Source organism: Paenibacillus sp. PSB04, from assembly GCF_025809195.1.
Classification (GTDB): domain Bacteria; phylum Bacillota; class Bacilli; order Paenibacillales; family Paenibacillaceae; genus Paenibacillus_AQ; species Paenibacillus_AQ favisporus.
On sequence record NZ_CP081301.1, the window covers coordinates 5,672,826 to 5,685,694 of the forward strand.

The 12,869-nt window shown below is 53.0% G+C and carries 10 protein-coding genes; 2 read left to right on the top strand and 8 right to left on the bottom strand.

Features of this window, described 5'->3' with window-relative positions:
• Positions 1-19: 19 nt before the first annotated feature.
• The 7 genes from K2F33_RS26090 to K2F33_RS26120 all read right to left on the bottom strand — a co-directional run bounded on the left by K2F33_RS26090 (position 20) and on the right by K2F33_RS26120 (position 9,498).
• Positions 20-1,897: a glycosyltransferase family 2 protein gene (locus K2F33_RS26090; RefSeq protein ID WP_263879646.1), complete on the bottom strand. Its 1,878-nt coding sequence runs from the start codon at positions 1,895-1,897 to the stop codon at positions 20-22.
• Positions 1,898-1,906: 9 nt separating this feature from the next.
• On the bottom strand, positions 1,907-3,229 hold the full coding sequence (locus K2F33_RS26095) for a nucleotide sugar dehydrogenase (protein WP_263879649.1): 1,323 nt from the start codon (positions 3,227-3,229) through the stop codon (positions 1,907-1,909).
• A 13-nt stretch (positions 3,230-3,242) separates the two neighbouring features.
• Positions 3,243-4,721 (bottom strand): polysaccharide deacetylase family protein, encoded by a 1,479-nt coding sequence (locus tag K2F33_RS26100; RefSeq protein WP_263879653.1) that lies wholly within the window; start codon positions 4,719-4,721, stop codon positions 3,243-3,245.
• 101 nt (positions 4,722-4,822) lie between these two features.
• Positions 4,823-5,005 (bottom strand): hypothetical protein, encoded by a 183-nt coding sequence (locus K2F33_RS26105; RefSeq protein ID WP_076166900.1) that lies wholly within the window; start codon positions 5,003-5,005, stop codon positions 4,823-4,825.
• 188 nt (positions 5,006-5,193) lie between these two features.
• Positions 5,194-6,909 (bottom strand): alpha-keto acid decarboxylase family protein, encoded by a 1,716-nt coding sequence (locus tag K2F33_RS26110; RefSeq protein ID WP_263879657.1) that lies wholly within the window; start codon positions 6,907-6,909, stop codon positions 5,194-5,196.
• A gap of 212 nt (positions 6,910-7,121) precedes the next feature.
• The gene (locus K2F33_RS26115) at positions 7,122-7,901 is read right to left on the bottom strand and encodes an alpha/beta hydrolase (RefSeq protein WP_076166906.1); all 780 of its coding nucleotides are present in this window, start codon (positions 7,899-7,901) and stop codon (positions 7,122-7,124) included.
• Between the two features lie 172 nt (positions 7,902-8,073).
• Positions 8,074-9,498 (bottom strand): aminotransferase-like domain-containing protein, encoded by a 1,425-nt coding sequence (locus K2F33_RS26120; RefSeq protein WP_263879660.1) that lies wholly within the window; start codon positions 9,496-9,498, stop codon positions 8,074-8,076.
• 129 nt (positions 9,499-9,627) lie between these two features.
• Between K2F33_RS26120 and K2F33_RS26125 the strand changes: the two genes are divergently transcribed.
• Entirely contained in the window at positions 9,628-10,560 is a 933-nt protein-coding gene (locus tag K2F33_RS26125) for a DMT family transporter (protein ID WP_263879662.1), read from the top strand.
• 258 nt (positions 10,561-10,818) lie between these two features.
• Positions 10,819-12,066: a stalk domain-containing protein gene (locus tag K2F33_RS26130; RefSeq protein ID WP_263879665.1), complete on the top strand. Its 1,248-nt coding sequence runs from the start codon at positions 10,819-10,821 to the stop codon at positions 12,064-12,066.
• 108 nt (positions 12,067-12,174) lie between these two features.
• On the opposite strand, the gene K2F33_RS26135 is transcribed toward K2F33_RS26130, so the two are convergent.
• Positions 12,175-12,852 (bottom strand): M14 family metallopeptidase, encoded by a 678-nt coding sequence (locus K2F33_RS26135; protein ID WP_263879667.1) that lies wholly within the window; start codon positions 12,850-12,852, stop codon positions 12,175-12,177.
• Positions 12,853-12,869: the final 17 nt, after the last annotated feature.

Sequence of the window (12,869 nt, forward strand, 5' to 3'; positions counted from 1 at the left end):
ATTCCGCGGTTCCGCCGGGTTACAGCGGCACTTCCGTCTTCGTATTTTTTCGGTTTTTTCTTGCGGCTTTTTTATTTCTCGCCTCGATGTCCTGCGGCGTTTCCCTTGTCCCCCAGGTTGATTTCCAGAAGGTGAACCAGGCGACCGGCATTTGCCAGAGCAGCACCATTTCGTAAAAAAAGCAAAAGACGAAGCCGAATACCCACAGCTTGCTTTTACGGAATAATAGATGAGCCAGACTCATCAGCAGGGACATCAGCAGAAGCCCCATCAAGAAGGTTCCCGGAAACACATGGTGGAAAATGGGCACATACAGCAGGTTGTAGAGCACAATCAGCGGCGCAGCGATCGGAACGATGACACCGATGTAGAAAAAGAGGGCCATAAACGGTTCCTTGCGCCAAATAAATCCGGCCGCTCTAAGGGATTCCCGCAGCCAGGAACGCTTCCATCGCATCTGCTGCTTCAGGAAGACATTCATCTCCGAAGGAACGATCGTGGAGCAAATCGCTTTATCCTGGTAAGCCGTCCGGTGTGTCTTCAGGATAAAGTTGGTCATGCTGCGGTCGTCGCCGAACGTAGCGGGCTGTCCCAGAAACTTCTGGTTGAGCCAGGCGTCCGCATGCTTCAGCACAAGCCTCTTTTTATAACAGGATAACGGCCCGGACAGGCAGGTGACGCTGTCAAACCAGGACTCGGCCGCTTTCATGATCCGGAACGCGATATAATAGCGCACGGTCTGGAGCTTCGTAATGGAGTTGGTGTACTTGTTCTCCACATCCGTCCGCCCGGCAACCCCGCCCATACGCGGATCTTGGAAGGGCTGCACCAAATGCTTAATGGCGAGCGGATCCAGGAAGCTGTCCGAATCCACGAACACGACCAGATCATGCTTTGCCATCCGTACCCCCTGCACCAAGGCTTCCCGTTTCCCCCCGTTCTCAGGGAGGATATGCATCCGAAGCCGTTCTTTGGTTTGAAAGCGGTCGGCTTCCTGATGAAGCAGGTCGATCGTTTTCTGAATCTGCTCCGCGGACCGGTCGGTAGAGCGGTCATCAACGACGATGACCTCCAGCTTGTCCACCGGGTAATCCTGGTTGATGCAGCTGATAATCGTCCGATGGATCCACTTCTCTTCATTAAAGCACGGAATAATGATCGATACGCCCGGCGTATAATCCGGATTGACCGGCACGTCACGGTATAGAGATCCGAACAAGTATCTCGTCAACAGAAATGCCGCGGCGATCAGGCTGTATAAATACAGCAGGAAATTGTACTTAAAATAAATGATGCTCTCCGCCCGAAGCAGCAGCACAAAGAGGGCCGCCAGCAGCAGGAGGCCGCTGGCCGTATACACGGAGTACCCCCAGCGTCTGCGCTGAAAATATTCATGCAGCGGGTTGGTGAACTCAAAAGCAGCCATCGTAACAGCCTCTCTGCCGGTTCCGCGCTCAAAGGTCCGTACGACGACTCCTTCGATATCCACTTTGGATTCAAAGCCTTCCGGCATCGTGCCTGCCGGAATTTCAAAGTGCATGGACACTTTGCTTCCCGGCTGGATGTGGTCCGTCGAGAAGGGCAGCTCGAGCAGAAGGCCTGTTGATGATACATCGACAGCCTTCGTTTTCAGTTTTCTCCGGTTCTTTCCTTTGCCCCAAGTCAGAAGCACGGGAAAATCCGCCTCGTAACGCAGGCTGAATTTCCGCATCCGTTCCAAATAATCCGAACTGAACTGGTCCGCATCGTTATCCCGCGAGCCTCTCCGGTCGACTGAACGGCGAATTTGTTCCGGGTCAGGAACGTTCGATAAGATCCGCCGATCCGAACGGGGTAAGGTCAGAACCTCATCGGTTTGTTTTTTCTTTCGTCTGAACACGGTTCTTATTTCTCCCATCTGCTCTCATTACAGCCGCCAATAAATGTAACCCTGACGCTCGAACTCTGCTTTGTCATATATTCCCTTAACGTCCAGCAAGATCTTTACCGAGTCCTTTCTGAACATCCGATCCATATCCGCATAGCCCATGCCCGCAAAGCATTGATGCGGGACGGCCGTGACCAGCACATGCAGGTCCAGCAGCTCCTCCACCCGGGACAGCTCCAGACCGTATTCGGCATATGCCGCTTTCGGGTCTACCAGCGGGTCAACGATTTGGGGTTGAATACCGTAATCCTGAAGCTCTTTGATGATATCCACCACTTTGGAATTCCGGATATCGGCGCAGTCCTCCTTGTATGCCAGGCCGAGAACGGCGACCTTCACGTCGCGCAGGTCCAGCCGCTGCCGGACGAGCAGCTTGATCAGCTGCTCGGCGACATATTTGCCCATCCCATCGTTGATATGCCGTGCCGCCAGAATGATCCGTGAACGGATGCCAGTATCCTCCGCTTTGTACGTCAAGTAGTACGGATCGATTCCGATGCAGTGCCCGCCAACCAAACCGGGAACGAAGTTCAGGAAATTCCACTTTGTCCCTGCGGCGCGCAGCACTTCCCGGGTATCGACGCCCATCTGGTGGAACAGCATGGACAGTTCGTTCATAAAGGCGATGTTAATGTCCCGCTGGGCATTTTCAATAACCTTTGCCGCTTCGGCCACCTTGATGCTTTCCGCCCGGTATACGCCCGCATCGATGATCTGTTCGTACATGCCGGCAATGATCCCAAGCGATTCCTCATCCATTCCCGACACGATCTTGACGATATTGTCGAGCCGGTGAACCTCATCGCCTGGATTGATCCGCTCCGGCGAATATCCTACTTTAAAATCCGTCCCGCAGCGCAGGCCTGACTCCGCCTCCAGGATCGGAACGCAAATCTCTTCGGTGACGCCAGGGTACACGGTCGATTCATAAACCACGATCGCCCCTTGGCGCAATCTCCTGCCGACCATGCGGCTCGCTTCTTCCACAAACCGTAAATCCGGCACGTTACCGCTCTGCACCGGGGTCGGTACGGCAATCACATAAAACACGGCTTCGCCAAGCCGGTCCGCGTCAGATGTATATTCCAATCCCGCAGACGCTGGGTCTGCGTCATACACGGACGTCTGCGCATTAGAAGAAGCTTCCTCCTGCAGCCGGCTGACCTTGTCCGGGTTGACATCAAAGCCGATCACCCTTACCTTTTTCGAGAACGCCTGTGCCAGGGGAAGGCCTACATACCCGAGTCCAATGACTGCGACCGGGCTGTATGCATACAGCACTTCTTTAGTTGGTGTTGACATATTCCATCTCCATCTATCTTTCTTTACCTGACGGATTCCCATCATCAGAAATCCAGTCGGACAATTTCACGAACGTGTATCCTTTTTTCCGTAAGTTTTGAATAATGCCAGGCAGTGCCTCCGCCGTGTGGGTATCGTCCAGCGAATGCAGCAAAATAATTCCGCCGCTGTGGCTTTGCTGGATAACCGAGTTCACGATCTGTGAAGCGGTGCGCTCCCGGTTCCAATCATTCGGATCGATATCGAAATTGACAATATTCCGGTAACCGGCCGCCGCGATAATCCGGGCTGTGCGGTCGTCAATATCGCCGGTCGGCGGCCGGAACAGCATGGCCGGCTGCTGCTGGATCGCATCCGTAATGATGTGGTGTGCCTTGACCACTTCATCCTGCAGCTGCTTGACGCTGAGCTTGGTCAGTACCGGATGGCTGTAAGTATGATTTCCGACATCATGCCCTGCTTGCGCGATCGCCCGCGCCAGGTTCGGATTTTTCTCAACCCCGTCCGCACGCAAAAAAAACGTACCCTTCACGTGGTACTGGTCCAAAATATCGAGCAGCTTCGTGATCGTTTCATCTGTGCCCCAGTCGTCAAAGGTAAGGGCGATTTCCTTCTTGGCGGTCTTGTGGCTGTACACGAGATTGTAATCCGCTTTGGCGTAATCGGCGTTATACTTCGCAGCCTGGTAGCCTTGAACCGTGTTGGCCGGTTTACGTACGCCGCCTGTGGCGACCAGCTTGTCTAAAGTAACGAAATGATAACCGGCTGCCGAAGCTTCCGCAGCGATCAGGTTCACCGATTCATTCAAAGTCCGGTTCTCCGCCAGGTCAATCGCCACGATCCCACCGCGGTTAATGTATTTCCGGATATAGTTCTTTTTTTGCTGAGAGGTCTCCGCCTTCCAATTATGTAAAAACAGACTGTAGGATATGACCGCCTGCTGTCCGCTCTGCGCCGCTGCCAGCCGGATATCGTCGCTGATCGCCCCCGTTTGCGTTCGGACGAAATTCGGAGTGACCCCCGTTTGTTTACGGATGACATCGTTGGCCAAATGGATTTCCTTGTAGATCTGTCCGTAGTCCATCCGGCTCATGTCCACCGCATTCAGCGTGTTGTTTTCAATCTCATGTCCCCGGGACAAAATCTGCCGGGCGATATCCGGTTCCTCTGCAACCCGCATCCCCGGCAAAAAGAAGGTTGCTTTTATGCCTAAGGCATCCAGCTGATCAAGGAGCTTGTCCATCGTTTGGACGTCTGCCATCCCATTAAACGTTAAGGCAAGGTTCCGGCTTGTCGTGTAAGCCAGAGAAACAGCCTGGCTCATCTCACCGGTATAACGCTGGACCGGCTTGTCAGCCTCAGCCGTTTTCGTGCCGCCGTCCGTATCGTCTCCCCCCATCCAAGTACATCCTGACAGCATGCTTATTGCCAGAACCGCGAGTACCAGCCATCCGGCCGGTTTTCTGGGCAAGAAGTCTTTCATCACTTTCATAGATATCTCCTTTGACACACTCTTAAGTCCTACCAAAAGAATAACGTGTAACGCCTATTCAACAAATGACAAAAAGATGTCAATTTTTCGACATTCAAACTTTAATCCCACGTCCCGGGCTGGATCGATTCGGACTGCCGGCATCTTCTCCACCGGTGAAATCCTTTAGAGCTCTCCGACTTCCGCTGCTCCAGCAGCAGTTTAACCCCTCTGATCAAATAGCGGTAACGTAATTCATCCTCATGACTAAGCTTACGCATTTCTGTAAAATAACGTTCGAACATCCTAACAACCACTCCATTTATCTATGTGTATAGAACTAATTTACTAGATCCAACTGTACAAATTCTGAACATGCCCATAGACCGAGTCTAAATCGTCGATTTTCATCGTTATACTGGATTCGATCAACACAAAAAAAGTGCTGCTGGAAAGTTCATCAAGAACCTTCCGGCAGCACGGATTCCATGCTTTATTTCTGCCCTTTTTTCGCCTGCTCCTCCATGTAATTGCGCATCCGCTTCATATATTCCGGAGCATCCATCGGGTCGGCGGCGATCATTTCAATGATGCAGAGCTTTCCGGCCCGCTCCTGATCCGCCTGAGCGAACGCCTGCTCAAGCTCCCCGTTTGTCCGCACCGTCGCCGTAAACGCCTCTCCGCCGAAGGCTTCAACCAGCTTCGTGTACGACCAGCGCGGAATCTGGTTGTAGCGCTGATTCTCTGTTTTCACGTTCAAGTATTTTTCGATGGTGTATCCGTCATTATTCAGAACGAAAATGATCGGCTTGCAGCCGTAATACAGCATCGAGCTGATCTCCTGCGCAGTCAGCTGCAGCGAGCCGTCCCCCGTAAACAGCAGCACCCTGCGGTCCGGAGCGGCAATGCAGGCACCATAGGCTGACGGCGTGGCATAGCCGATCGACTGCCACCCTCCCTGCGTAATATACGTGACGTTCCGGGGCAGCCGAACATAAGCCATGCCGTTATAGAACGTTCCCGTCTCGGCGACGACGATGTCGCCTTCCTTCAGCATGCGCTGAATCCTTGGATAATAAGTCGAGGCGAGCAGCGGTGCTTCGGGTTCACCCGTAACTTGATCATACGGAAACGCCCCCTTGCCGGCGGCGCCGCTGCCTTTATAACCGATCTTTTGCAGCTCAAGCAGCATGTCGGCAGCCAGCACATTCGGGAATTCAGCTCCTCCCACCTTGATCATCTTGGGCTGAATATCGACGGTAACGAGCGGATTCAATTTGGCGGTGTACGTGCCCGTATTGCTGTCCGCCCACACCATCCCGACCGCGATGACGCAGTCTGCTTGTTCCACCGCCGTTTGTACTTCAGACGAACCAAACGAGCCGCCGTACACCCCGATATAGTTGGGATGTGACTCATCGAAAGCACCTTTACCGAACATCATCGTCGCCACCGGAATATTCATGACATCTGCCAACTGGCGCACCGCCGTTTGAAGTCCAAAACGCATCGCATTCACGTCAACCAGCAAAACCGGCTTGCGGGCCCGGTCAAGCAGCTGGCGCACCTGGTCCGCCGCTGCTTGAAGAGTCGTCAGGTTGGATGACGGTTTTGGCGGTGTCGGTTCTCCCCTTCCCATAACAGGCTTTGAGACCAAGTCGTCGGCGATCACCAGATAGACCGGCTTTTTCTTCTCCTTGGCGATCCGGATAGCCGTCGGAATTTCGATCTCGGCATTCTCCGGCGTGACGACGGCCGAATAGGCCGTAATCGGCTCATACACCTTGCGAAAGACGTCAAAATTGCCGTCCATCAAGGTGTGGTGCATCAGCTTATGCTCCTTCTGATCCTTGTCCGGAGGAGATCCGACGATATGAATCAGCGGAATATGCTCGCTGTTCGCCCCGGCGATCGCGTTGCAGGCACTGAGTTCACCGACGCCGAACGTCGTAATCAGCGCCGAAATGCCTTTGATCCTGGCGTAAGCGTCCGCCGCGTATCCCGAGTTCAATTCATTTCTTCCATTGATAAATTCAATGCCGTTATACTTCTCCAGCGTATCGAGCAGGGTAAAATTATAGTCTCCGGGCACGCCGAAAATTTCGGTAATTCCCTCAAGCTTTAAGCAGTCAAACAAATACTGGCCGAGACTTTTCCCTGGGGTGCCAGATTTCTGATTGGTACTTCCCGTCGCCGTCATGTTACCCATTCTTCGCTCACTCCTTATCCATTTCTTGGGCTGTTTCTGTATAACATTACCCTTTCCGTGGACAGGTTATTCTACACGAGGATTCAAATCGTCCCCAAGAGTGGAATATAAGGAAGTTCTGTCTTGAAGCCGATGTTTTTTTCATTTACAAAAAAAGACCTCGGCATAGGTCGTATGCCTCGGTCTGCATTACAAGGTTGCACATCCTCAGGTTATGCGTTGTTCTTCAGCGGGAGCCAGGCGAGCACGTCTTGAATTTTGGCGTCCCAATATCCCCATTCATGGCTTCCCGGGCCCTCTTCGTATGTATAATCCAGACCCGACTGCTTGCACGCTTCACGGAACATCACGTTGTCCTCGTACAAAAAGTCCTCGGTGCCGCAGCATTGATACAGCATCGGTTTCGGTCCTTCCGACTTCGCGCACTGCTCCATCAGCCAGAACAAGTCTTCCTCGCGGTTTTTTTCCGGCTTGTCGCCATAGATCAGCTTGTAGTCCGTGAAAAGGTCCATATTTTCCGGAACATGGAGACCATTCATCGCACCTGACAATGAAGCGGCGGCCGCAAAGCTCTCCGGTTTGCTTAGCGCCCATTTGAACGCCCCGTAACCTCCCATGGACAGCCCTGCAACGAAATTGTCCTCCCTTTCCGCCGATAGAGGGAAGAAAGATCGGGCAATGCTTGGCAGCTCCTCGCTGATAAACGTCCAGTACTTGTTACCGTAAGCCATGTCCGCGTAGAAGCTGCGGTGCACCTGAGGCATAACGACCGCCAGTCCCGTCGATGCGACATAACGCTCGATCGACGTTCTGCGCAGCCAGATGGAATCGTCATCCGACAATCCGTGGAGCAGATACAGCGTCGGATGCTTGTCCGCAAATGTGTTATTCTGCATCCCGATCTGATGGCGGGTCTGCTGCGGAAGAATGACCGTCATGGAAGTACTGAGCTGCAGCACGTCCGAAAAAAAGTGACATTGAATCAAAGCCATGATATAAGTCCACCTCTCTATAATCGATCAATTGGATCGGCTGCCGTTTCTTCCCGCCTGCTCCATTGCCTGCTGCAAGCGGGTACCGGTTGTTCGGCCTCCATCATTATTGTAACGCGTCATGGCAAAAAGTTCATGATGATTTTTAGGTGTAACGAAGGTGTGATCGAGGCTATCTATTGTCCATGCTGCCCGCCAAGTTTGTCAGAAGCCGCATACCGGTTCGAATCTGCTCTTCATTGACAAAGCTGTAGCTGAGCCTGAACCAGGACCGCATTTCGCGCTTCGGGTCAAACACCGCGCCTGGAACGAACGAAACCGCCTCCGCGGTGGCGCGCTGCCATAACATGTCCACAGAGAGATGATCCGGGAGCTTCACCCACAGGTTGAGACCGCCTTCAGGCACAGTCCACTGCCAGCCGGTGTCCCGGAGTGACTCGATCATCAGATCCCGCCGGATCTGAAGGGCAATCCGCAGCTTTTCCAAGTGATTCTGCATCCGCTCTGATCCGAAATAGTGCAGAAACAGCTTCTGATTGACGAGCGGCGAGCCGTTATCCGCAAGCGACTTCAAGGTTAACAGCGGCTGGATGACCGAGCTTCGGCCCACCACAGCACAGATTCGAAGACCTGGAGCTACGTATTTGCTGAAGCTGCTCAAATAGATAACCCATCCCTCCGTGTCATAGGTAAACAGCGGTAATGACGGAGGCTCTCCGAAATAAATGTCCCGAAACGTGTCGTCCTCAACGAGCAGGCACTGATATTTCTCGGCCAAGGCGACCAGCTCTTTCCGCTGACCGGCAGGGACCGAATAGCCCGTTGGGTTATGAAAGGTCGGATTCATATAGAAAAAGCGGGGCTTGTGCCGCTTCATCATCTCCTCGACCTGGACAAGGTCGTATCCGCCGGGCGAAATGTCGACGGAGAGAAAACGGGCCCCCTGAGCGCGAAAAATATCCAGTGCCGCGCTGTAAGTCGGACGCTCCACCATCACGGCGTCCAGCGGACGAATATAGAGCCGGGCTAACAGATCAATAGCCTGCTGCGCACCGGATGTAATGATCAACTCGTCCGCCGATATACTCACCTTGAGCCTTCCTGTCATGTAATCGCCAAGAAAATCCCTCAGCTCGGCATCCCCCTGCAAATCGGAATAAGTGCCGATCATTTTCGGATAGCGGTCAAACACCTCTTTGACATATTGGGACAGATACAAATTGGGCAGCAGATTGGGATCAATCAGCGCCTGCGAAAATTGATAAACGGAAGGCACGCGCTGAATGTCGGACATCTCGTTCCGATAGGTCCGGGTAGCAGCGGAGCTTTTTTCATAGGTTGGCATTCCCGTGATTTCATGCATCGGAGCAACATAATACCCCGATTTTTCCTTTACGTAAGCCTTCCCCTCTTCCTTCAGCAGCTGGTAAGCGCGAAAAACGGTGAGCCGATGAACCTGCAGCTCCCCGGCCAGCATCCGGATCGAAGGAAGCTTGTCATGGGCAACAAGTTCTCCCCGCTGAATCCTGGCGACAATATGATCGTAGACCTGCCGGTACAGCAGCGGATGATCCTTCTGTGTCGTCTGCAATTTCATTTTCCCTCCGGACATCAAATGGGTTGTAGACTCATTGTACTATAAACCCGCGTCCATCTGTTCTGTGATCATGCATCTGTTCTGTAAGCCTCCTTGTATGATGGGAAGACAACCAAAGGAGGATTTAGCATGATACTTGTCAACTACTTGCTGATGTGTCTTATTTTTGGCACCACGTTTCTGGCCATTAAAATCGGGGTGGACGCGTCCGCTCCGCCCTTTTTCTCGGCGGGACTGCGCTTTTTTGCGGCCGGCTTGGCGCTGTTTTTGTGGATGGTTTGGCGCAAAAAGTCCCGTTTCCGTCTTCTGCTGCGCAAAGAAATGCTGCTGAGCGGCATCCTGCTGACCTTCGGCACGTTTGCGCCGCTCTATTGGGCCGAGCAGCACGTTTCTTCCGGATCCGCCGCCGTCTTCTCGGCTACAGGTCCGCTGATCATTTTACTCATCCAAATGCTGGTCTTCAAAGCAAAGAGCACGACGAGGACCGTCGCCGGCTGCCTTCTAGGTTTCGCGGGCGTCCTGCTGCTGCTGCTCTCGGACCTCTCTCCCTCCACCGGAGGCGCCTGGATCAGCGGCGGCCTAGTCATCCTTGCCGGGGAAATCTGCTACGCCGCAGGAACGCTGTATTCACGAAAGGTGATCCAACGCTTTCCCGAAGCGTCGCCCATTGCGCTGAATGCGGCGCAGATGATGCATGGCGGATTCCTTCTGCTTGTGCTATCTCTGCTGACTGAGCCCATACATGCCGCCGGGCTGCCCGCCGGTGCCGCACTCGGTTCACTCATTTATCTGATCGTTATGGGATCCATGGTCGCCCACAGTCTCTATTATTGGCTGGTTGCCAAGACGAATCCCGTTTTTCCGTCGACATGGCTGTACATCTCGCCCATGATCGCCATGGCGGCAGGGGCCGTGCTGTATCATGAACGCATCACCTGGCTCTCGGTCGCCGGCATGATTACGATTATTACCGGAACGCTGATCACCAATCTGGACAGCATTCTGCGGGTGATCCGCAGGCCGGTACAACTGACGACAGACGGAACGACGGTCCGGGACTAGCAGCATTTCTTTTCACCATTGCCAATCAACATCCGGCACATCTGCAACCGTGGCAAACCGTGTGCAGATATGCAAATTTTTTTCTTCTTTTCGACCTATAACGTATATGTAAAAAAAAGGAACTATGGACCTCACTTGCACATCCAAATCGAACTATAATCGGAAGCGTCCGGGAATAATCGGCCATTTTACACATACAAATGGTTGTCGTCGCCGAAATGTCGTATCTGTAACATATTTGGGAAAAGGAGAAGAAAGATGATTCAAGCCGTAAAATCAAAAACCGGAGCAGCTGCGCTCATCATGGCGTTCATTTGCTTGCTCTTGACGGGGATTTGGAGTGGCACATCAGCTCATGCTGAAGCCGCCTCATCAATCAAAGTCGCCGTGGATACAAAGTGGGTCAACTTTTCAGTGGACCCAGTGGTGGATGGGGGAACTACCTTGGTGCAAATGCGCCCGCTGTTCGAGTCGATGGGAATTTCACTGAACTGGGACCCGCGTAATCAAACCATCACAGGCCAGAAAGATTCGCTGTCTTTTACCCTGCAGCTGAACAGCAAGGAAGCTACTGTGAACGGAAAAAAAGTATCCCTGGATAAACCCGCGCGGAGCGTCCGTGGAAACACGCTTGTACCTCTAAGATTTGTCGGCGAGGCGACTGGCGGATTTGTCGTATGGGATGCCAAAAATCGCGAAATCACAATATTTTCGGAACAAATGCTGAAACAGCTTGGACTGACCAAAGAACAGGCGGCGGAGATTCTTGCGCACGCAGGAGATACGACAGCAAATCCGCCGGCTGGCACGGAACCAACGGAAAACGACGGCGATGAATCAGCACCGGCCGTACCGGTACAGCTTGATAAGCTTCAAGGAATGTATGTTGGCATGCGCTTGGACCCAGGCGGTTATGAGTGCGGAGGAGCTTGCTGGGATTATTACACCTTCCTTTCAGGCAAAAAGGTTGTCATCGGCGAGCCGGCCACCGGCGGCCCGGAAACCATCGATTGCTCGAAGCTTTCATGCAGAGATTATTCCATTACCAATGGTAAGCTGGTTTTGGGTAACGGAACAACCCACACGATTCGGGTATCGTCCTTAGGAAACCTGTACATTGACGATGTGCTTCTCGAGAGAGTAACGCCGGTTGCGTCCAACCATAAACTAAGCGGCAGTTACGTGTATAGGGGTTATTCGGGAATGGCTGGAGTAAATTCGGCCTCCTCGGCATGGGAGGAACGATTGACTTTCCAAACCGACGGTACGTTCAAAGCCGACAACTTCACCCTTGGTACACAGGAGGCTGGTTCCGGAACAACCAATACCTCCGCGGGGTCTAGCGGAACGGGAACGTACAGCATTTCGGGCAATACGATTACCCTCAAGTTTACTGGCGGTACAGTTGAACGTTACGTCTTTTTTATCTACTCCGGCAAAGATGGAAAACCAAATGTTCAGGATGTTCAAATCGGCAGCCGGAATTTCTTCGTTGATGCGGAATAAGCTCTATGCAGCTGTTTTTGCATAAAATCACACAATCAAAAACGGCCGATCAGGGTTTATCCTGGCCGGCCGTTTGCCGTCTAACGATATTTTGCGTTGAATCATCTCTTAAATTAAGCCCGCCTCCCGTAGAAATGATCGTACCACCTCGGTTTGGTAGTTGATCCGTATGTTCATGTCGAGGCTCCAGCACGTTTCAACGGTTACCGCTTTGGCCTTTAGCCGATCAGCCGCGGCTGTCCGGGAAGAGCCTTTCAGCTTGTGCATCCGGATATGAAAACGATGAGAACGGCGGACCACCCTCCCGTTCATATGCTTGATCACCCTCCGGACAGCGGGTACAGCCGGGCTACCTGAATCCGTAATCAGCGTCTGTCCCAGAACGTCTGCGCTCGCGGACGACAGGCCGTTGGCTTCGTGAAGATCCAGGTACCAGGCAGGTTTATACGTTCGCATGATTTTATACAAAGCACGCGACATTTCATGCGTGGTGCGGCCTGACCGACCTCGCGGGAACGTCCGGTTCAAATCCGGCTTGCCCCGGATTCGCTTTTTGAAAGCAGGCCGGTTGGCAATAGGGACTACGATCAGCGTGCCCCGTTCAATCGTCCAATCGCCGTTTTTCAGCTGTCTAACCAGCTTCTGCGCGGCGCGAATGCTCCCCACTTCCCTGCCATGAATGCCTGCCACGATCATGAAAACAGTACCAGGAGCATCACCGTCAAAAATGTGCATCGTTGTTTCAAACGAGGTTCCTTGGGCGAGTTTGCGACTTTCGTACAACATAGCCTTCACCACCTCCG

What these genes read in the sequence shown, in the direction of transcription:
- K2F33_RS26115 (WP_076166906.1), bottom strand. Translation starts at nt 7,901, where the DNA reads ATGGCTTTGATTCAATGTCACTTTTTTTCGGACGTGCTGCAGCTCAGT.
- K2F33_RS26130 (WP_263879665.1), top strand. Translation starts at nt 10,819, where the DNA reads ATGATTCAAGCCGTAAAATCAAAAACCGGAGCAGCTGCGCTCATCATG.
- K2F33_RS26090 (WP_263879646.1), bottom strand. Translation starts at nt 1,897, where the DNA reads ATGGGAGAAATAAGAACCGTGTTCAGACGAAAGAAAAAACAAACCGAT.
- K2F33_RS26110 (WP_263879657.1), bottom strand. Translation starts at nt 6,909, where the DNA reads ATGGGTAACATGACGGCGACGGGAAGTACCAATCAGAAATCTGGCACC.
- K2F33_RS26135 (WP_263879667.1), bottom strand. Translation starts at nt 12,852, where the DNA reads ATGTTGTACGAAAGTCGCAAACTCGCCCAAGGAACCTCGTTTGAAACA.
- K2F33_RS26125 (WP_263879662.1), top strand. Translation starts at nt 9,628, where the DNA reads ATGATACTTGTCAACTACTTGCTGATGTGTCTTATTTTTGGCACCACG.
- K2F33_RS26095 (WP_263879649.1), bottom strand. Translation starts at nt 3,229, where the DNA reads ATGTCAACACCAACTAAAGAAGTGCTGTATGCATACAGCCCGGTCGCA.
- K2F33_RS26105 (WP_076166900.1), bottom strand. Translation starts at nt 5,005, where the DNA reads ATGTTCGAACGTTATTTTACAGAAATGCGTAAGCTTAGTCATGAGGAT.
- K2F33_RS26120 (WP_263879660.1), bottom strand. Translation starts at nt 9,498, where the DNA reads ATGAAATTGCAGACGACACAGAAGGATCATCCGCTGCTGTACCGGCAG.
- K2F33_RS26100 (WP_263879653.1), bottom strand. Translation starts at nt 4,721, where the DNA reads ATGAAAGTGATGAAAGACTTCTTGCCCAGAAAACCGGCCGGATGGCTG.